This window comes from Acetobacter senegalensis, assembly GCF_001580995.1.
Lineage (GTDB): Bacteria > Pseudomonadota > Alphaproteobacteria > Acetobacterales > Acetobacteraceae > Acetobacter > Acetobacter senegalensis.
The window spans coordinates 54,646-76,386 of sequence record NZ_LHZU01000138.1 but is presented as its reverse complement, the minus strand read 5'-3'; the positions used below and the strand labels follow the sequence as shown (position 1 = coordinate 76,386).

At 48.2% G+C, this 21,741-nt stretch carries 14 protein-coding genes and 1 riboswitch; of the genes, 3 read left to right on the top strand and 11 right to left on the bottom strand.

What is annotated here, in order from left to right:
* Positions 1–133 precede the first annotated feature (133 nt).
* The 8 genes from AD948_RS11915 to AD948_RS11880 form a co-directional block, all read right to left on the bottom strand.
* Positions 134–1,723, bottom strand: coding sequence for a tetratricopeptide repeat-containing sulfotransferase family protein (locus AD948_RS11915; RefSeq protein WP_211264481.1), 1,590 nt, complete (start codon positions 1,721–1,723; stop codon positions 134–136).
* Positions 1,724–1,898: 175 nt separating this feature from the next.
* Positions 1,899–2,825, bottom strand: coding sequence for a response regulator transcription factor (locus AD948_RS11910; RefSeq protein ID WP_061472154.1), 927 nt, complete (start codon positions 2,823–2,825; stop codon positions 1,899–1,901).
* Entirely contained in the window at positions 2,812–4,530 is a 1,719-nt protein-coding gene (locus tag AD948_RS11905) for an ATP-binding response regulator (RefSeq protein ID WP_061472153.1), read from the bottom strand. The genes AD948_RS11910 and AD948_RS11905 overlap by 14 nt, the downstream gene beginning before the upstream one ends.
* 144 nt (positions 4,531–4,674) lie before the next feature.
* Complete coding sequence (atzF, locus tag AD948_RS11900; protein ID WP_061472152.1) at positions 4,675–6,489, bottom strand: allophanate hydrolase; 1,815 nt, start codon at positions 6,487–6,489, stop codon at positions 4,675–4,677.
* 4 nt (positions 6,490–6,493) lie between these two features.
* Positions 6,494–10,093 carry an urea carboxylase gene (gene uca, locus AD948_RS11895; RefSeq protein WP_061472151.1) on the bottom strand — a complete coding sequence of 1,200 codons (3,600 nt, stop codon included), beginning with the start codon at positions 10,091–10,093 and terminating at the stop codon, positions 6,494–6,496.
* Between the two features lie 93 nt (positions 10,094–10,186).
* Positions 10,187–10,822: an urea amidolyase associated protein UAAP2 gene (locus tag AD948_RS11890; protein ID WP_035378575.1), complete on the bottom strand. Its 636-nt coding sequence runs from the start codon at positions 10,820–10,822 to the stop codon at positions 10,187–10,189.
* Between the two features lie 11 nt (positions 10,823–10,833).
* Complete coding sequence (locus tag AD948_RS11885) at positions 10,834–11,565, bottom strand: urea amidolyase associated protein UAAP1 (RefSeq protein WP_211264480.1); 732 nt, start codon at positions 11,563–11,565, stop codon at positions 10,834–10,836.
* 205 nt (positions 11,566–11,770) lie between these two features.
* A riboswitch (guanidine-I (ykkC/yxkD leader) is annotated at positions 11,771–11,871 on the bottom strand.
* Between the two features lie 267 nt (positions 11,872–12,138).
* Positions 12,139–12,459 carry a non-heme iron oxygenase ferredoxin subunit gene (locus tag AD948_RS11880; protein WP_061472170.1) on the bottom strand — a complete coding sequence of 107 codons (321 nt, stop codon included), beginning with the start codon at positions 12,457–12,459 and terminating at the stop codon, positions 12,139–12,141.
* A 469-nt stretch (positions 12,460–12,928) separates the two neighbouring features.
* Here AD948_RS11880 and AD948_RS11875 point away from each other — a divergent pair, with 469 nt between their 5' ends.
* From AD948_RS11875 to AD948_RS11865, 3 genes are all read left to right on the top strand, one after another.
* The gene (locus tag AD948_RS11875) at positions 12,929–15,415 is read left to right on the top strand and encodes a TonB-dependent receptor (RefSeq protein WP_061472150.1); all 2,487 of its coding nucleotides are present in this window, start codon (positions 12,929–12,931) and stop codon (positions 15,413–15,415) included.
* Positions 15,416–15,562: 147 nt separating this feature from the next.
* Entirely contained in the window at positions 15,563–16,261 is a 699-nt protein-coding gene (locus AD948_RS11870) for an SDR family NAD(P)-dependent oxidoreductase (protein WP_061472149.1), read from the top strand.
* 156 nt (positions 16,262–16,417) lie between these two features.
* On the top strand, positions 16,418–18,622 hold the full coding sequence (locus tag AD948_RS11865) for a xanthine dehydrogenase family protein molybdopterin-binding subunit (RefSeq protein ID WP_061472148.1): 2,205 nt from the start codon (positions 16,418–16,420) through the stop codon (positions 18,620–18,622).
* Positions 18,623–18,830: 208 nt separating this feature from the next.
* Here AD948_RS11865 and AD948_RS11860 read toward each other — a convergent pair whose 3' ends face one another.
* From AD948_RS11860 to AD948_RS11850, 3 genes are all read right to left on the bottom strand, one after another.
* Positions 18,831–19,778 carry a Vgb family protein gene (locus AD948_RS11860; RefSeq protein ID WP_248846009.1) on the bottom strand — a complete coding sequence of 316 codons (948 nt, stop codon included), beginning with the start codon at positions 19,776–19,778 and terminating at the stop codon, positions 18,831–18,833.
* 29 nt (positions 19,779–19,807) lie between these two features.
* The gene (locus tag AD948_RS11855) at positions 19,808–20,422 is read right to left on the bottom strand and encodes a hypothetical protein (RefSeq protein ID WP_061472146.1); all 615 of its coding nucleotides are present in this window, start codon (positions 20,420–20,422) and stop codon (positions 19,808–19,810) included.
* A gap of 73 nt (positions 20,423–20,495) precedes the next feature.
* On the bottom strand, positions 20,496–21,491 hold the full coding sequence (locus AD948_RS11850; RefSeq protein WP_061472145.1) for a sterol desaturase family protein: 996 nt from the start codon (positions 21,489–21,491) through the stop codon (positions 20,496–20,498).
* Positions 21,492–21,741 lie beyond the last annotated feature (250 nt).

The following is a 21,741-nucleotide window of genomic DNA, read 5'->3' as shown; positions in this document are numbered from 1 at the left end:
ACTGAGCATGGGAGCAGGCCTAAAAGAACAAAAGCATCATGCAGACACCAGCGGTACCAGACATTTTGCAGGAAGAATGATACAACGGGATGAAAAACCACCACTTTTACACACGTCGAAAAAGGATGGTGCTCTACAATGCAATTCCTGCCTGCTCCAAAATACGGCGTGCAGGCATCAAAGCTTCCTCATGCTGCTTCCAACGCTCTAAAGCATCTCGGTAGAGCGGACGGCGCACCTGAGCTGCACTTGGTGTTGACACTGCGGCACTGTTCTTATGAAAAGAAAGGCAAGCATCGTTCCAGCTTAAACCGCAATGCTCGAGAATATTCCTCGTGATGTTTTCTTGATCTAGAACAATATTTTCATACTGAACCTCTAAGATACGACCCTGCATTTCCTGCCGCCAAAAACGCATTAATCTATCAAAACGCACGTAATATCTGGCAATATCCTCTATGCTATAGCTGTAATCGTAATAACGTGATGTTGTAGCAAATAGGTTTTTGAAATTACTTAAAACAGTATCCATCGGATGTCTGCGCAGGCAAATAATACGTGCAGAGGGCAGCGCTCTGGCGATAAGCCCCGCATACATAAAGTTGCCAGGAAACTTGTCGCTAAACCGCATGCCTTGTGCAGGCAAATGTGAGCGTGCACGCGCAATATAGTCGCGCCCTATCATGCCAAGGTTTTTATCTGCGGCTTTCACAATTGTCTCAACATCAAGGACCAATCTGGTTCTGACACCAGAGGCGGCTTTGACTGCGATAGGAAAAGCCTGAAGTTCACCAGCGCTCACCATATCTGGATGAGAGGAAATAATACGATCCACCAAGGTTGTACCTGTTCTTGGCATACCGATAATAAAAATCGGGGCCTCTACAGGCGCATTATTGACGGGTGCTTGAGCATAAAGCGGCCAGTTTTGTTCTATAGCATCAAAAATTTTTTCATCCTGCTCAATGCTATACGCCAACTGCTTTTTATGTGCCTTGTTGGCATCAAACAAAAACTGGAAAGACTCCTTTGCCTGCCCAATTTCTTCGAGTTCTTTTGACAGCGCATAACCCAGCAGTAACCGCGCTTCTGGATCTTCTGCCCGAGCCAGTGTTGCGCGTAAACGGGGCACATGGTTGCGCTCTGCAGTTTGCCGCCGCAACCCACTTAAACCGTGGTGAGCCCGTGCATTATCTGGAGCACGGGCTATAAGGGCCTCAAAAGCCTTATCGGCCTCATCTATACGCCCAACAAAGCTTAAAGCTACTGCCCAATTATACAAAAATGCTGTATTGCTTGGCGCACCACGGGTTGCCGCTTCAAAATGTGCAAGAGATGCCGTGTGCATACCTAAACGAGAATAGGCACACCCTATTGTGTCGCGCGTTATAGCATCAGATTTTTTGCCGGCGTTTAGGCAAGATTCGGCCTCCTGCAACGCAGCCAAGGCATCTGCGTCGCGCCGCAATAGTAAAAAAACACGTGCCAGCTGGGCGCAACCTTCCACAGAGGGTTCAAAACCAACAGATGTTTCTAAAAGATCTTTTCCCGCCCGTATGTTTCCCCTCGTTATTTCACAAACACCAAGCAGGAAATATGCGGTGGCTGAACGCGCATCTTGCGCCACGACGGCCATGGCAAGAGAGTGTACTTTCGGCAAGTCGCCCTGTTCAAGCGCGCTACGAGCCTGCTTCAGGTTGCTGAGAAGAAAATGCGGCATCATGAAAGCCTATTCTTGCAACATACTGATATTCCTACGCTCTTTACCCGCAAAGGGGCATTATGAGCGACGGGCAATGTCGGCATCTATTTTATACTCCCTTAAGTGGTAGTTACGTGAAGGAAAAAGACTTATTCTATTTTGTGAGTTAACAGATTTTTATAATATTGAGACGGCCTCACTTATTCATTGTTGCCATAGCAATAGCTGCGGCTGATGTTCTGTTTTCAATACCAAGTTTAACAAAGATCTGCTCAAGATGTTTGTTGACTGTGCGTGGGCTGATGTTCAAGATAATGCTCACATCTCTGTTAGACTTCCCCTTGCTGATCCAGAGCAATACTTGTGCCTCACGCACCGTAAGCCCAAGGCGTGTTTCAAGCAAACGCTCCTCATCACCTGGACGTTTTAATAAAAGCGATACGGCATTTATGCTGTCATCCATTGTACCCATCAACACACACTCTATAACCCCACCAGCAACCTCTATTGTTTGGCGCATCGTGAGGGAGTGCTGCTCGAGGAGGTTGATGATGACGGCACGCAGTGGTTCTGGCAGGAGCTGATTAATGGCCCAACCGGGAAAAGCACTAGTTAACACAACAGCAGACTGTGGGGTGTGCCACAACAAGATGCCCTGATTATCGACACCAATTGTTGGGCGGTGCCCAAAATCGAGCGCCTGCGTAACAGCCTGCCCTGTTCTGGCATTGTGCAAATGTACACGTATACGTGCAACCAGTTCGTTCACATCAACCGGCTTGCGAATATAATCAACGCCACCCGCTTTAAGGCCCTGCACAACGTGCTCAGTTTCGGTCAGGCCTGTCATAAAAATAACCGGCACATGGGTAAACGTGGGATCGGCCCGTAGCCGCCGCGTAACCTCAAAACCATCTAGACCCGGCATTAACCCATCCATAATAATAATGTTGGGCACCACCTTCTTAAGAAGGTCAAGCGCCGCAAAACCATCACGAGCGATCAGCACGGTCATGCCTGCTTCCTCCAGTGCAGCTGTCACAAAATGCAGTGACTGAGGCATATCATCGACAACCAGAACACATGGCTGTGCTCTTTCTGTCAGTTGATCATAATTCGGCATCGTTAATTGCTCTGGTTATTGCTGCCAGGTCAAAGTCACGTACATACCGTTTTATTATCGCAATAAAGACTCTATCAGATTCCGTTTCGATTGCGAGTGAATTCAGCACGTTTTCTACGCCTCGGACATGCCCCAGTTCTGACGCTTGGCGAATTTTGTGGAAAGACTGCCGAATTTTCGATGAAAGATCCGAAAAATAACCGTTAGAAAAATCAGGTATGTCGATTTCCACCTCATCATCTTTCACGTAAATCCACTCAAGGTGTAGTACATGGCCAATGGTGGTGAGTAAGGTGTTACTATCAACCGGTTTTGTAACAAAAGCATCATAATCTGTGGCTCTGTCTGCATCTGCACTTAACTCGGCATTGCCGGCAGAAACCATAATGATAGCTGGTTTGCGTGGGTGTTCTGAGCGTATTTTAGCCGCCGTTACCAGATCATCTTCACTGGGCATTTTCACGCTCAGCAGCACCATATCAGGGTGGCATTGCGTCACGGCGTGAAGGCCTGAAAGGCCGTCATACGCTTGATGCACAACAAAGCCTAGCGGCACCAACAAGGCTTCCAGAAAGTCACGCTGGAGCGCATCATGATCGACCACCAGCACGGAAAGCGGCTTGCCTTTATACCCTACAATCTGACCTTTAGAGGGCGTGGGTTCTGCTGTATCGGACAGGTTATGAACGATGGGCAGCATAATTCTGAGGCAAAATGTGGTCCCAACACCCACATGACTGTCCACTGTGATCTCGCCTCCCAACATCTGCGTAAGCACTCGTGTTATGGCTAGGCCAAGTCCTATTCCGGGCTTGCCCTGGGTTTGCGCATCGCAACCACGTTCAAAAGGTTCAAACACACGCTCCAGATCATCTGGGCCAATGCCTGCCCCTGTGTCACTCACCTCAATCCGTGCCACCTCATTCCGATAATGGACAGAAAGCGTTACGCAGCCTTCATCTGTATATTTAATGGCGTTTGAAAGGAGGTTTACGAGAATTTGGCGAAGCCGTTTTTCATCTGTCCTGATCCTGGTTGGTAATGGATCATGCACAATGACGTCTAGTTTAAGGCCTCTTGCTTGTGCTTGTACCCGAAACATCATGATAACATGTTCAAGCAAGTCTCGTATTGAAACAACGTCTGACTGGACTTCTACATGCTTGCTTTCTATTTTTGAAACCTCAAGCAGGGCCTCGACCAGGCTTGTCAGATACTCGGTTGATTGACGGATAACAGCCCCGGCCTCTTTGGGAGGGAATGGGTTGCCGCGCTCCAACAGTTGGGCGTAGCCATAAATGGTATTTAGTGGTGAGCGAACATCATGACTGACAGAGACCAGATAACGTGTTTTTGCTTCATTAGCGGCAAGGGCGACATCATGCGCTCTACGTAGGGCCGTCTGCGCTCTGGTGCTCTCATCAAGCTCCGCTTTTAACGCATTGAGGTAGTTTTGCGCCTCTACCTCTGCTGTGCGGTGGCGTTTTTCTTGTAGAACCAACTGCCATACGCCAACGCCAGCCTGCAGGCCGAGACAAAGAATAACACTCACACTATACCAGATGAGTGTAGAACCTCGACCCAAAACCACACCAGACCAAAACACGCCCCCAAACAAAACAGCAGCAAGAAAACACGCAGTAAGTAGCATTGGCGCAATAAGCGGCCAATGCTGTTTCTCCCACATGTTTTTGCTTATCTTCATGCCATGACCTGCCTTGTATGCACGCTATTACAATGCTTACCTAACGTAGCACCCCACGCTAATGATAAAGGCTATTGCAGACCCATTTTAAGACTATTCAATGGATCCTTACTTCATTGAAAATGGAGCCGAACCCGCCTCTCTTTATGGAGCGCGTGACTTCAGCCATGCACGCCATCCCCCCCAACTGGTAATTTCCTGTGCGTCGGCAAGGGCGTAGCCATCACAGACAAAGCCTGTCTCCCATGAGCCATCCGCCAGTTCTACTTTACCAAGGCCTAATGGGGCTGGAATGTTGGTTAAAAAAGACCCGAGCTCTGCTGAGGGCACTTCCCACACTTCTACTTCAATGGCCTGCCCGCCTTCACTAGCGCGTACCATGGCAGGACGCATAGGCGGCCCACCCGGCAAGGCATATAGGCGGTAATGCGCAGAGGTTGTGGTGGCAGAGACCAAACGCCCCTGCCGCTCACGCAGTTGCCAGTTAAGCGGCAAACCTTCCAGATGAGCACCGCAAACAACAACGCGGGCTCTGTCATTACTTGCCCGGCGCATTTTGCCCACAGAAGCCGGCAGTGTGTTGCCGCCCACCAGCGCTAACTTGGTGGTATGCTGGAATTTGTTGGCAACAGACAGAAGGTACTGATCGGTAAACGCCCGCCCAAACAGCGTAATGCCCCATGGCAGGCCGGTGGTCATAAAACTGGCAGGCACGGCTACAGCAGCGTAGTCCAGCAGGTTCATGAAGTTGGTGTACCAGCCCAATTTTGAATTGGCCTCAACAGGTTCCCTGTGCAAATCATTCAGGGTAACCGGGTGCGGCATGGACGGGGTTATTACAAAGTCGAGGTCAGCCATCAGGGCATCACACACCATTTTTAGGTGTTGCAGCCGGTATAAGGCCTTGTAATGATCGAGCGCTGAATAATGCGGTGCTTTTTCAAGGACATCATGAATAACAGGCAAAACGGCTTCTGGATTTTTTGTTATTAATGGACCCGCAACCAGGTAACGCTCTGCCACCCATGGCCCTTCATACAGTAAACGGGCGGCTTCCAAAAATGGAGTAAAGTCTAAGGAGACTTCTGTTCCGCCCATGTTTTTGAGCTTAGCGATAGAGGCGGCAAAGAGTGCTGCGCTTTCATCATCACCAAAAAATTCTGTTACTTTTGGCACACCAAACCGAAAACCCGGTTCAATATCGCCAAAGGCTGTTGCATCGTTCCATGCCGGGTTGTGGCGGCTAAAGTCATCACGCGGGTCGTGCCGGGCAACCAACCCCAGCAAACGGCTGGCTTCTGCCGCCGTAGCAGTAAAAAGGGTTGTGCAATCAAGCGTGCGACAGGCGGGCACAACACCGGCTGTTGAAATAAGTCCTTTACTGGCCTTAAGGCCAACCAGATTGTTATACGCAGCAGGAATACGCCCACTACCGGCTGTATCGGTACCCAAAGAGAAACTGGCCACACCCAACGCAACCGCCAATGCAGAGCCCGCACTTGACCCGCCTGAAGGATACTCCGGCAGAACACTGTTTTTGCAGATACCGTAGGGGGAGCGTGTACCGTTAAGCCCTGTTGCAAATTGATCCAGATTGGCTTTGCCTACAGGTAAAGCCCCTAATTCAATTAGCTGCTCAACAATGGTGGCACTTTTCTTAGGCATATAGGCAAAAGCCGGGCACGCGGCTGTGGTTGCAACACCTTTTAGGTCAATATTATCTTTTATAACAAACGGGATACCATAAAGCGGTTTGGTTTTGGCTGCCGGATTTTCAAGTCTTTCCAAATAAGGCTCGAGTTCCGCTTCATCTAGAATATGTATGAATAGATTAAATTCTGCATTGAGTTGTGTCGCACGGCGTTTCAACTGTGCCATAAGGTCGCGCGGAGTTATGTCGCCGCGAGTATAAGCTGCGGAAAGACTATCAATCTGTAAATTAGGAAAATTGTTTGTCATGAGTTCAGTCTTCCTTGATTACAATGACGCATTGTCCGGATCTGACAGGAGCGCCAGGTTGAACGCGAATTTCCATGACTGCGCCAGAACAGGGTGCAACAAGAGATATTTCCATTTTCATGGATTCCAGAACAACAACAACCTGGCCGACTTCAACTCTGTCGTTCAGGCTAACAAGTACCTGCCACAGGTTGCCCGCAATGCTGCTTTCAACGGCCTGTAGGCCATTGGCTAGCGGTACATCCTCCCCTTCCTCTGGAGCTACATCGTTACTTTCAAAATTAGCCGTACCATTTTCTATCCAGCGTTGGCGCTCTGCATCAAAAGCGGCCTGCTGGCATTTTTGGAACGTGGAAATTGCCTCATGATGCTGCTCCAGAAACGCATGATAATCTGAAAGAGCGATTTCTGTTTGTTCGATTTTGATATCATAACGGCCCAACGGAAAGTCTCGGCGGATAACTTCCAGCTCTTCAGCTGAAACCGGATAGAAACGGACCTGGTCAAAAAAGCGCAGGAGCCAAGATTTACCCTGAAACGCTTCTGGCAAGCGATACCGCATCCACATTTGCAAGGTACGGCCTACAAACTGATAGCCCCCCGGGCCTTCCATGCCGTAAACGCACAGGTAAGCCCCGCCGATGCCAACCGAGTTTTCTGCTGTCCAGGTGCGGGCCGGGTTATATTTTGTGGTTACCAACCTATGACGCGGGTCTAGCGGCGTTGCGACTGGAGCGCCCAAATAGACATCTCCCAGCCCCATGACCACGTAGCTGGCGCTAAAGACAATGTTGTACACGTCATCAATGCTACCAAGGTCATTAATACGGCGGATAAATTCTAAATTGCTTGGGCACCATGGCGCATCTTTGCGCACGGTGGTCATGTATTTGCGAATGGCCAACTGGCAAGCAGGGTCATCCCACGAGAGGGGGAGGTGCACAATACGAGACGGAACACGTAGGTTGGTTTTTTTTAAAACATCAGCCCACAGTTGCTTAATGATGCTGAGCAACTGCCCAGAAGTGATTAGATGGGAGGCATAATGGATCTGTAAGGAGCGAATCCCTGGCGTTAGGTCAATAATGCCGTTGAGATTTTCTGCCTCCATTGCGCGCATAAGCGCATGCGCCCTAAACCTGAGTGTCAGATCAAGTTCGGGATCGCCAATTTCAAGCAAAAGGTTTGCATCACCCGAGAGCCGGGCCACAAGGCGTGTACTGCCCTCCCCTTCGGTCATGACAATGGGGGAGGAAAGCTGTGCGCGCTCCCACGATGGGCTTTGCTCCTCCAGTGTCTGGACTTCGGCTTCACCCGAACGGGCCAAGCTGTGCGCCGTGGGGAGGTCAACCGGCACAAAGCGCACCAGATCACCTGCCCGTAGCTGCCCCAGCTTCCATAGGTCCGCGCTTATAACGGTTACGGGACACACAAACCCACCCAGGCTAGGGCCGTCTGGCCCCAGAATAACCGGCATGTCTCCCGTAAAATCGACTGCCCCAATCGCATATGGATTGTCATGAATATTGGAGGGGTGAAGGCCTGCTTCTCCACCACTTTCACGCACCCATTCCGGCTTGGGGCCAATAAGACGAATGCCCGTGCGGCTGGAGTTAAAATGGATTTCCCACTCTGTAGCGAAAAATGTTTCCATATAGGCGGGCGTGAAATATTCCGGTGCGGCATGGGGGCCGTAGATCACACGCACGGTCTGCACATCGGGCAGTGCTAGTGCAAGCGATACAGGCAGCACAGCACCATCTGTTAGGCTCTGTGATGGCGGGAGATGCAATACATCACCCACACGCAACGCACGCCCTGCATGCCCGCCAAACTGACCCAGAATAAACGTGCTGCAACTGCCCAGATAAGAGGGCACAACAATACCGCCGCGCAGGGCCAGATAACTACGCGCCCCTTTTCTGACGATACTACCCAGCTTTAAAACAGACCCCGCACAAACACGGAACGCGGTGTTCATTGGGCAAGGCTGCCCATCAAGCTCAATAACAATTTCGGCACCGGCGATGGCAACAACAGCGTCTGCGTTAAAACGCAGAGTTGGGCCATTCATGGTTATTTCAAGACCGGCCGTTCCTGCGGCATTGCCCAAAAGCCTGTTAGCCATTTGGAAAGATCGGCTATCCATGGGGCCAGAGGGGGGAATTCCAACAGCCCAGTACCCCAACCTGCCGGGAAAATCTTGCACGGTGGTTTGTGTGCCCGCGACAAGAACTTCAAACGTATTGGCTTTATAGGTTAAGCCCTCAAGACATCTTGTCCATGGGTTGCTTTCTACAAACGGTTGATAGGCTAGAATTTGCCTAAGGTAGGCACAATTGGTTTCAACCCCGTAAATCTCTGTTTTGGCAAGTGCTTCATCCAGCCGGGCAAGGGCTGATTGCCGTGTGCTATCATGCGCAATAACCTTGGCTACCATGGGGTCAAAAAAAGCCGGAATTTCTGCGCCTGCTTCTATCCATGTATCTATACGCAGAGCTTTTCCGTCTGCTGGTGGAAAGTGAACATGCGTAACGAGGCCGGGAGAAGGCTGAAAATTACGGCCGGGGTCTTCAGCATACAGTCTGGCTTGAATGGCATGCCCTTGCGGCGTTAAGCCAGCCATGAGCGTGCTGAGCGGGGGCAGTGTGCCTGCCGCCAGTTCAACCATCCACCGAACCAGATCTACACCCCAGACCTGCTCCGTTACGCCGTGCTCAACCTGCAGCCGTGTATTAACTTCTAGAAAGTAAAACTGCTTGACATCACTATCATAAACAAATTCTACAGTGCCCGCACTGCGGTAGTGCGTGGCTTTACCCAGCCGAATTGCGGCTTCACACAAGGCTTCAGCTATGCCATCGGGCAGGCCGGGAGCCGGGGTTTCTTCTATAACTTTCTGGTTTCTGCGTTGTATTGAACAGTCGCGCACCCCAAGGGCAATAACCTCACCCTGTCCATCACCAAATATCTGAACTTCGAGGTGTCGTGCATGCTCAATGTATTTTTCAATAAACACTCCTCCATCAGAGAAGTTATTAAGGCCCAACTGACGAACTTTATCAAAGGCCTCTATCAATTCCTCTTCAGAGTAACAGACACGCATGCCTATGCCGCCACCGCCTGCCGTACTTTTGAGCATAACCGGATACCCGATCTGGGTGGCGGCATCTGTTGCGTCTTGCGCTGTATTGAGCAAAGGGGTGCCACGTAACATAGGTACGCCTTGTGCGGCGGCCAGATCTCGCGCGGTATGTTTTAAACCAAAAGTACGAAGTTGCTCCGGTGTAGGACCAACAAACGCAAAACCTTGCCTCTCACACTCTTCAGCAAAAGCGGCATTTTCAGACAAGAACCCGTAACCAGGATGAATGGCCTGAGCACCCGCCTGCCGGGCTGCTGCCAGAATTTTATCTGTTTTCAGATAGGTTTCAGCTGCAGCGCCTTCCCCAAGCGAAATAGCCTGATCTGCATTGCGTACATGAAGACTTCCAAGGTCTGCTTCTGAATAGACAGCCACCGAACCAACATGCAGGTCTTGTAAAGTCCGCTCAATACGGGCTGCAATGGCACCACGGTTAGCTATGAGTAATTTTTTAAACATTACAATTTCATTCAGAAGAAAGTGGCTACCCACTACGGGAAAAAGACTGGCTTGGTTCTACAACCCGCTTAAAAACAGCCGAAGTGGCCGCTTTTAATTCCAGACCAGCACTTCAGCCGGTGTGGGATTCCACCCATTGCAGGGATTGTTCAATTGCGGACAATTAGAAATAAGAACCATGACATTTTGTTCGGCGCGCATTTCAACATATTTTCCGGCGGCGGAAATACCATCTTCAAACGTAAGCCCACCATCTGGTGTAACGGGCACGTTCATGAAAAAGTTGATATTGGCACCAATATCACGCTTGCCTAATCTGCCATCATGCAGACAGGCACACAAGAAATTGTCACGGCAACTATGCATAAACCGGCGGTCGTGCGCATAGCGAACGGTATTACTCTCCTGCGCGCAAGCGCCACCCAAAGTATCGTGCCGACCGCATGTATCTGCCACAATTGTCAACATAGGATTGCCCATATTGGAATACAGCACTGTGCCACACGTAAGGTAAACGCTGTTCTGGCGCCGTATTGTACGCTGGGGGTCGTAACGCTCCCGTGGCGCTTGAGCGTTATAAAATAAAGTATCTATGGCCTGATTACCTTCCAGATCAAGAAGGCGCAGTGTTTGACCAGCTTTTACTTCAAAAAGAAACGGTTCACCTGCGGGAATCACATGGCGGAAAAACGCTGTTTCGGGTGACAGAGCACTTGGCGTTAATTTCATGTCCGTTTTCCTTACACGCAATAAAGAGCTGTATTGAAAAAAGCGCGCCCATTTTCTGGCCGAGAGGTGTGACAACCAAAAGAAATACCGTCTTCTACAACATCATGTACTGAAAAAGAGATAGGCTTTGGGTTGTACTGCGGTGAAGGGTCCATGGGGTGCTGCAACGCAGTCAGAATAATCAGCACATCCATCGGGGCGTACAAGTCGATATAATCACCCGCAGAAGAGTTGCCCTCCACAAAGGAAAACTGACCTGTTTCATCAACTATGACTTTACTGAAAAAATTAACAACCATCAGAAGGTCTTGAATATTAAGGTTCCATTTTCCCATCTCCACAAGAAGGTTATCGTGCCCATTGCGGTGGAATTTATTGCGCAGTTCCTGATAGCGGCCAGGGCCGTATTTTTCTTCTACTTCCTGCGCGTTCAGTACGCCGCCAAAAGAGTCATGCCAGCCACAGCTATCTTCTGATATAGCGAGTAAAACGCGTCCCATATCAGAATACAGACAGTGCCCGGCAGTCAGTTTTGCAGTATGCTGCCCCTTTAGGGTATCTGGTAGGTTAAAACGCTCACTTTTCTGATCTGCATTGAGAAAAGTGGCACTTACATTTGCACCGCCCTCTATATCTTTAATGCGCAAAACACGCCCACGCTTAAGGATAAAAGACGTATGCCCCCCACCCGGGACAAATTCTTCGTAAAGACACGGACGTAACGTCGACATATCGTTTTTCATTATAGACTCTCAGCTCCTGGAGGGTGGGAAGCGCAACAGCGTGAACAAGCACGCGCAGCAGCAGGAACAGAACACTCAGGCCTACAAGATTGTGTAAGCGAGAGTCCTATCTCATTGATAAACAAGGAAAAAGGAGAGAAATGCATTTTAAAGACCTCCGGTTAACACGACAACAAACAGAGCAGCGCGACACAAAAAGTGTGCTGTCTCCCGGGCTTTTGTCCCGCCGTGTAACCCCAACCAGAGGTCGTTCGCTCTCGGACCAGGCACCTGCATAAACAGGTCGGAACCCTAGCGAACCATTGCATATTGTTACAGTCTAACTAAGACTGCATAACGCTTTTATAGCAGAGTCTCTGACATTGAATCAATACCGTAATGGATTTTTTGGAAGAAACATTTATTTTACCAGAGTGAAGCTTGCCCGCATGCCACAAGGAACATGGTTAACGTATTGTATTGTAAATGTTTTTTATCTGAAATTAAGGTGGTGCTTTCAACTAAGGCCAAAAGCACCCATTTTTCTTTTTTGACGTAAAGATGGCAGCTTAAATCCACATAAGATGGGGAAGATTAATGCTCCAACAAACCGAAAATATCATCTCCCTCAACAACGGTAGAATATGTTTTGAGCGGAACAGTACACGGCGGAGAAACAGCGTTGCCCGTACACACATCAAAACCACCACCGTGCAATGGGCAGTAAATGGTGGTTCCTTCCAGATCACCCTCCGTAAGAGCTACTTTACCATGAGTGCAAAGGGCGTCTGTCGCATAAACCTTTCCCTTAACCTTATAAACCACCAGCGAAGCATCTATTCCCGCAACGGCCACCTGGCGCATAGCGCTCTCTTTAAGCTCGCTGTTACGGCACAAAAAAACTTTTTCGACCATTGCTTTCTCCAGCATATATTTTTGTAAATTTATAGACCGTTTTGATCTGAGAATAGAAGCTGACATAGGTTGACTGGTTTTACAATCACCATGCCCTCCCTATGCCACAAAAAATATTTTACCCAACCAGATTATGCCTACAGCACGCTTGGTACGTGCCGTTATATCACCCCACATAACCCGAAATATCTCTTGTTTTATCATTATTTTTCAAAATTATCTAAATAGGAAAATCTCTGTTTTGCATCTGAGACCCTCACCACACCTCAATGATAACGATCATTTAATGCACTTCATGTTTGAAAACCGATGCTTTTTTGATGACAAACACCTTTAATTACGTCAAACAACATATATCGGTTACGGAATAATTTATCTACGCTCCCATATGAATTTGTTTAGCAACTCTCTTCTTGGTTGCTCAAACTGGCGACTAAGACACTCACCAAAGTGAAAACAGGAGTAATGTATGCAGGATTGTCCGGCCAAAAGAAGGGCATATCTGTTTTGCGCCACCATGTTGATCAGTGGCGCTCCCTTTGCTCTCGCTGCCTCTGCCCATGCAGCCTCGTCTGACCAGAAGAATGGCCCAGTGGCAGAAAAGAAGACACGCTCTGGCGCACCAGCAAAGCAGCAACCTGCAACAACGAAAGCCGCCGCGGTTAAGCCTGTTCAGCAGAAAGTACATGCTGCCCAAGAAGAGCAGATTATGGTTACCGCAACGCGGCGTTCAACCAAGCTGGAAGACTCGCCCATCAATATTTCTGTCATAGATCAGAAGCTGATGAAGAATGAGCGGATCACTGACATTCGCCAGTTGAGCTCTTTTGTGCCGGGTTTGACCATTACCGATAACGGCCCGGGCAATACCGGTAACATTATTATGCGCGGCCTTTCTTCTGGCTCAACGTCAACAACCGGGAACTTCACCAACAACTCGGTTGGTGTCTATCTGGGTGAAGTACCGCTTTATACAGACTTCAAGATGGTCGATATCGATCGCCTTGAAGTGCTACAGGGGCCACAGGGCACCCTATACGGTTTAGGCACCTTGGCTGGCGCTATTCGTTATATGCCCCACCGCCCGGTTCTGAACCACTGGTCTGCAGATGTAACCGGCAAGACCTTTGGGGAATCGCACAGTGGCTCCCCCGGTGGTGAAACAACGGGCACGTTTAATATTCCACTCATCAAAGACCATCTGGCGTTCAGAACGGTTGTTGGGTACTATAATGACCCCGGCTTTATGGACTACAATTACCTGCTGAAAACACCGGGAGTTTCTAACCCGCAGCCGGGTGCTAACTCTTTGGGTACAGCTGAACAGCGCGCCCAGAATTTTTACCGCCGTAAAGATCTGAACTACGACCACACCTTTACAACCCGTAACCAGCTCTTAGTGCAGGTTAACCCTAACATCAAGGGTTACCTGACCTACATGCACCAGGAAACCCGTACAGGCGGCCAGCAGGCCAATGCTGCGGGCGTGCTCGGGACTGGCCATTATGATGCACCGTGGCGCTATCAGGAGCCAGTAAACCGCAAATCAGACCTTTATAGCGGGGAATTCTATTTCAACATTTTCAACTTTGCTCAGTTGGTCAACACAACGGCTTATACACACCAGACCATAGACTCAGTTGAAGATAATACGGATCTTCTGCTTGATCTTGATTATGGGTACCAAGCCTTCCCAAACTTCTCTTCCTATGCCGTGAGTCACAGAAAATACACACAGTTCAACGAAGAGCTGCGCCTTGTTTCTACCCATAAGGGGCCGATAAGCTGGGTTATTGGTGGTTTTTACAACAACCAGAAAACAGATACCAACCGCCATGAGTATGTCCCTGGGTATACATCTTGGGCGGGTATCGATCGGCCTGATGAACTTGAGTATGCCTCACGCGTGCACACCAAAACGCAGGAGCGCGCAGTGTATGGCGAGCTTACCTACCATATCTTGAAAAATCTTCAGATTACAGGCGGCTTCCGGTACTTTGATTATGACTCTTCGGTAGATGGTGGCACTGCATTGCCGCTCTTCCAAACCTACCCGAATGTAAACTATAGCTCACAACAGGGTTCTACCGGTGCCAATGGCACCATGTGGAAAGCGAACATTTCCTACCGTATTAACCCGAATATCATGACCTACTTTACTTACAGCACTGGTTATCGTGTGGGTGGGGTAAACAAAGTGGCCCCCTGCTCCATGCCATTGGACACAAGCGTCCAGCATGCTTGTGCCCTCCCCAATGAAGTCAGTTATAAACCAGATAAAACACGCAATGCTGAACTTGGTATCCGTGGGAATTTTTTCCACCGTCGGTTAATATTTACATTGGCTGGCTACAATATTGACTGGACGAACATACAGGTTCCCGGCCAGACTCAATATGGGAATGTTGGAATTACGAAAAACGGCGCGGCTGCTGTCTCAAGGGGCTTCGATGCGTCTGTGAATGTGAAGGTTCTGCCAAACTTTACGATTTCAGCGACCTATTCTTATGTTGATGCACACTTGACAAAATACTCTCCAGGATTAGTCACCAACGTACTAGGCTCCTATGCAGGAAAACCAGGGGACCGTTTACCCGGCTCGACCAAGAATTCGGGCAGTATTATTGCAAACTATACCTTCCCCCTAGATGAGGACCGAAATATCCAGTTTAATTGGGCGACCACTTATCAAGGCAGCATCTTCTCTCGTGTGGGGCTAGAAGGCTACGGCTACCGCATGCCCAGTTATGTAACGCACCGAGCGTCTATTACATACAACACACGGAAATGGAGTGTTGATCTTTTTGTCAATAACCTGACTGATCAGTATGCTGTAACTGCAGTCAGTAATGATATGAGCTCCATTCGTTCCCGTGATGGCATTGCTGAACGTTATTATGCCTATAGTGTTTTAACACCACGCACCTTTGGGCTGGAAGCAAGCGCACATTTCTAAAAATTAGTGCCTGACTGATACCACAAAGAAAGACTCCTCTATGTGAAACATATTTTCCATACGGGGGTCTTTCTATTATTTTGGTGTGCACCTTGTTTCGATGCTCATATCAACTCAAAAAAATTACCATAAGCAGGGAAATTTCTGATGGGAACAACACAAAAAGTCATTATGGTTTCAGGCGCAGCAAGAGGCATGGGGGCTGCGATTGCCAAAAAGTTTTACGATGAAGGCTGGTGTGTTAGCCTTGGTATGCGCAAATCCCTGATACCAGCATGGGCAACAGACAAAGAGCGCGTTTTGATTGGCCACTACGATGCCTTAGACACAACAACAGAAGCCAGTTGGGTTGAAAGCACAATAAGCCATTTTGGGCATATTAATGCAGTTGTTGCCAATGCTGGCATTGGCATATGGAAAAACATTATAGACATCTCCGAAGATGAGATGGATGACCTGCTGGACGTCCATATTAAAAGCCCCCGCCGCCTCGTAAAAGCTGCATGGGAACAACTTGTTGCCTGTGGCAGCGGCCGAGTTGTTATGATTGGCTCCCTGTCGAGCAAACGTGTTTATGATTCAGATTCTGGCCCTTATGCCGTGTCCAAATTTGCAACGCTTGCTTTGGCGCACTCCATTCGCCACACTGGGTTTGAATATGGCATTAGAGCCACGGTGATCTGCCCTGGCTTTGTAAAGACCGACATGGTTGAAGGCATGATGCCGGAACTGAACATGACCCCACCAGAAGAAATTGCCCGCGTTGCGCATTTCCTTGTCACGTCACCCAATGAGGTTAGTATTTCGGAAATTCCCGTAAATTGCAGGGCAGAGGAAAGCTACTAAGCTCGGCTTTAGAATAAACTTGAAAAGCAAGTCGGAGTTCACAAGAACTTTGCCTTGGCCAGTCCAATAACCCTGACAGACGCTTTGTGTGGAACTCTTTTTACTCGCGTTACTTTCTCTCCTCTCCCTTGAGACTATTAGGTGACAGGCGCACAAATGCCTTCTCTTTTTGTTAGCAAAACTGACAACGCTTTGAACCCTCTTTTACGGCGCCACTTCTTGGGAGGGGGCATAGCGCTTGCTTTTGCAGGGCTACCTGCTGCACGTAGTAAAGTGGCCTTGGCGCAAACAAGCCAGAATGTTCACTCCCCATCAGATATTACTCTTGGGGGTGTTGTTCGTATTGGGAGCGATAATAAAATATCTCTCATTGTTCCAAACATTGAAATGGGACAGGGTATTTACACAACTGAAGCCATTATTATTGCAGAAGAGCTGGAAGTAGACCCTAAAGACATTACTGTCCTGCCTGCATTGCCGCAGGACGTGAGTGATGTTGCTCCAAAGTTTCTAAAATCCCTTTCAACAGGCGGTTCCCGCTCTGTCCGTAATGGGTGGGTACCCTTACGGCAAGCTGGCGCAACGGTTCGGCTTATGCTTCTTACTGCTGCTGCTGCACGCTGGAATATACCGCAGCATTTGTTAGCAGCCGAAAATGGTTACATAAAAGACCATACAGGCCAGCATTGTGCACAGTATGGTGACTTTGCGGTTGATGCCGCCCGGCAGAACATACCCCAAAATGTGCCTCTAAAATCACCCAGCGACTGGAAATTGATAGGCAAGTCTTTCCCGCGGGTTGATATTCCTGCCAAAACGAACGGTACTGCTGTTTTTGGTATTGATGTGCGTGTGCCAGAAATGGCGATTGGCGCTGTTATGGGAGCACCTGTTATTGGCGCTACTCTCGACACCCTTGATGACACACTGTGCAGGACTATCCCTGGTGTTCTGAATGTTCTAAAAACCAGCACAGCCGTTGCTGTTATAGCAAGGAATTACTGGACCGCTAAAAAAGGCTTAGCAGCTCTCAAAATTAAGTGGGTAGAAGGAAAAAACTCTTCTCTTAGCTCTGAGGACATCAGACGAAAAATCCGCGATGCTTCCCTTTCTGTGCCAGAAATTATTGCGCGCAATGATAAACCCAAGAATACTTCTGCAGAGTCTGGCAAAAAACTGGAAGCGACTTATGAGCTCCCATTTCTCTCTCATGCACCTATGGAACCCGCCAATGTAACACTACATGTGCGTGCAGAGCGTTGCGATGTCTGGATGGGTACGCAGGTTCCAACCCGTGCACGGGCTGCCGTTGCAAAGATAACAGGTTTGCCGCCAGAAAAAGTTGCAATTCATAACCACATGATAGGCGGTAGTTTTGGGCGTAGGCTGGCTACAGACTTTTTGGAACAGGCAACACACTTCGCCTGTCAGGTCTCTCACCCTGTAAAATTTATCTGGAGCCGGGAAGAAGATATCCGTCAGGATCTTTTTCGGCCCGCGTACTATGACCGTATCAGTGCAACACTGGGTCAAAATGGGCAGCCGCTTTCTTGGCAGCACCATGTAAGTGGGCCTTCTGTCGTTGACCGCTTTGCCCCAGGCGGGTTGCCCGTAGGCAAGCTCGATACTGATGCTGTCGCCGGCGCAGTAGATACACCTTATGACTTGCCCCAGATGTTTGTAACGTGGACGCGCGCTGATACACCTGTGCCAGTTGGCTGGTGGCGGGGTGTTGGCCCAGCGCATAATGTTTACGTAGTAGAAAGTTTTATAGATGAATTAGCCGCCGCAACACATACCGACCCGCTTGAATACAGGTTACGCCTTTTGGGCAAAAACCCTCGTTCTGTAGCAGTTCTAAAACGTGCTGCGGAAGAAAGCCAATGGAGCAAACCGCTCCCTACAGGCACCGGCCGTGGCCTGGCCTTACATAATGCTTTTGGCTCCCATTGCGCTGTGGTCACTGAAGCAGTGGTAACGGATAAAAAATCTATTGCTATAAAGAAGGTGACCGCCGTTGTGGATTGCGGCATAGCCGTTAATACGGATGCACTTATAGCACAAATGGAAGGTGGACTTCTTTTTGGATTTAGCGCCGCGCTTTATGGAGAAATAACCATAAAAAATGGGCGCATAGAGCAAAGTAATTTTCATAACTACCCGCTTATGCGCATTAATGACGTACCGCCCATTGATGTGCATATCATCAAAAGTACTGACAGCCCCGGCGGTATTGGAGAGGTCGGTACGACTGCTGCGTTTCCATCACTTGGCAATGCACTTTTTAATGCTACAGGCAAAAGATGTAGGCGCTATCCGTTCTCTCCACATTTCTTTAATGGCGAGTTCGGTTCAATTTAGACCAATTTGTAATGGGATTGTTTCTCGCTTTTGAAAAACTCACCCAATAAGAGGGTGAGCTTTATAAGAGGGTGCTTTTTTGTGCTCGCCTCTATATTGGCTGAGTTAGACAGGCAGGGCTTACCTTGTCACTACTTTTATAAAATGCAGATACTACCCGACAAGGATGAAGCATCTGCCACTCTATAAGGTAACTTTCTTCAGCTTTTTAATTCCCGATATTTTCCGGGTTTGCCCACCATGCCAGAACATGAATATCGTGAGATGTTGTCCAGATACCTTCTGGGGTGTACCGCAACGCGCCACTGCCCGTTTGTGCACCAATTCGTGCACGAATGGCCAGAGTTTGGGGGTCAATGACGACAAATGTCTGATGGTCTGTGGTACGCAGCCAGACCTTACCACCCCCGGCATCAATATCCCCATACATCAATGAGTTATCGACTTTTACCCGACCAGAAACCTCTCCTGTTTCTGGGGAGACGCGAGCAACTGTTCCGTCACCCTGCTCTTGTACCCAAACAGCCCCCTCCCCCGCAGCAAGAAAGCCAGGAGCACGCCCAAGGGCGGTTTTTTTGACGACGGTGTTAGTTTGCGGATCGATCTTTTGAAGCGTGTTATGGGTAGCGCTTACACCCCATAGGGCACCATAACCGAATGCAAGATAATAGGTTTCAGAATCGACCGGGATAGATGCAATGACTTTGTTTGTAAGTGGGTCAACACGGGCAACTTTCCCACTGCCATCACTGGCTACCCAGATAGAACCCTCCCCACTGACAACATTCAGCTCGCCTCTGGGGTTTGCTATACCTGTTTGAATAACAACGTCTTTTTGTGCAGTCTTGAGGTCTATCCGGTTGAGGGTATTCGCTTTGCAATCAGCAACCCAAAGGGAGCCAAACGCTACTGACATGGCACCACAAGGATGGCCCAACTTAACTTCAGCCAGTTTTCCCGACACAGACCAGTGCTCTACACGCCCTCTGTTCATAACCCAAACTGAGGCACCATCAACGGCAAGAAAATCAGGTGAACCCGGTACATGCATAACCTGCTGTGTTGGCACTGTTGCCGCAAATACATGAGGGAGACAACTGACCGGTGAAAACACCGCCAACATTAAAGCATGTTTTAGTATTTTTTTAATACGCACACCGCAACCTTTTCGAATGTCTTAGAAAATCAATACTCAGACAAATATTTTCTAAAAAGAGACTTTACGGACAAAGCTTCGCTAATCCTGCCGATAACGTATAAGATCGAAAAGATACCGGCAAAAACGTAAGCCGCTACGGGAGAGAGTTTTTTCTTGCCCTGTTTCTCGTCATCTTTATCTGTTTTCTTTTCTGGCGCGGGCACCCCCAAAGCTTTGTCTATAGGGCTTTGAATAAGATATCTGGCCTCTTCCTCTTTTTCCTTCTCGGCTAAAGACTGTGACACCTCAGTTGATGGCTTTTGGAGGTGTTTAACCACAATTGTGAGTTCGGCCATTGCCAGAAAGAAAAACGGTGCCAGAAAACAAAAAAGGAGTGTTTTACTTCTTAAGTCATACTGTAAAACAGAACCTTCTTTTTTGCTCTCTATGCTCAAAACACCATCATCAAATACAGCCATCTTATCTTGAGAAGGTTGATTTTTTTTAGAAAAAACCAGACTCTCATTTTTCAATTCATGCGTTGTTCCAAATTCCTGAAACAAAGGATCTATTTTACAAAAGACTTCGCTGCTGGTTTGTTGCGCGGGAATTGAAAGACATCCTCTTACATGCCATATCCAATCAATAAGATGCCAGTTCACTTTTGTGCCCCTTCTCTTTAACCATTTTAAGTGGTCAAACCCATTCAATAGTAATGAAACAATGATTTAGGGCTTATTGCCGCGCTTTTGTTCCAAACCATTGCTTGGTCATTTTTTTGACTTTCCTCTTGTAGTAGCGCCAACCATTCGTGAACGGGTACGTCATTTGTTCACTGATTGTAAGACGACGCCCGCCTTCTGTTCCAAGCAGTTCAGCCTCACCGTCAACGCAAGTACCGAACATTCTATCTATGAAAATATAAACGCTCGCATAGTTGCTACATGTTGCTTCATAATCCTGTGCATGATGCAAACTATGATGCTCCGTAGTATTAAACAAATATCTCCACCAACGCGGCGTGTTAAACCTTACGTTAATATGCTGATATTCGCCAATTGCCATAGACATGGCTCCAGCCAACAAAACAGCTCGTGGCAAAAAATCAAAAAAGCCACCCAAACCAAGTCCGATAAGAAACAACTCAGTTGGATTGCCCACTGCACCTTTATTAATATTTAATTGGGTAACATAATGATGAACCGAGTGCGGTAACCACAGCGGGTACCATGTATGCATACCGCGATGCATCCAGTACTGACCAAAATCAAAAATAAATGAAATAATAAACGCCTGAACCAAAAGAGGAAGAACAAGAAACCACATAACTTTATCAAAATGAAAATAGCTCTGGATGAAATCAATCACCGCATCACTACCAATATAACTATTTACAATCCGTAAAAAAGTATAACCGACGCCGACATAAAAAAGGTCCGTGACCAGCTCTTTCCAGGTCAAACGCCAACTTTCATAACGTGGATTTACCCACTCAAGCGCCATCAAGAGAACCCGAAAGCCTACGCCTATCCAGATGGCTGTTGTGGCCGTCGCTATTGAATTGGGAGCGTAATACCAAAAAACAATCAAGGCGAGGAGCATAGCCGGCTGAAAATAGGTGAAGACAAATTGCTTAACCTTACCCCCCTCCACTTTTGGTATATTATCCCAGCCAATCGTGACGGGAGCTTGCGAACCGATCACTCTGTTTCCAACGCGAGTTCCGCTCATCTCCACCTCCAAAAATTCATTGGTTTGAATTTACCTCATTCTCCATCAGAGTTTCATACGTCATTCGACGCAGCCCGAAGGGTTTCTGGCTGGCTTTTCCGTTCTTGAAACGCAACAATTCTCTTTTAAGCGCTTTTTATGGTGATATGCACTAGAAATTTTTAGTCTTTTTAAAATTCTAGCGCACGAAAGATGAAGAGATATTTATGCTTTACAGAGCACAATATTGATAATTTTTAATATGAGAGCC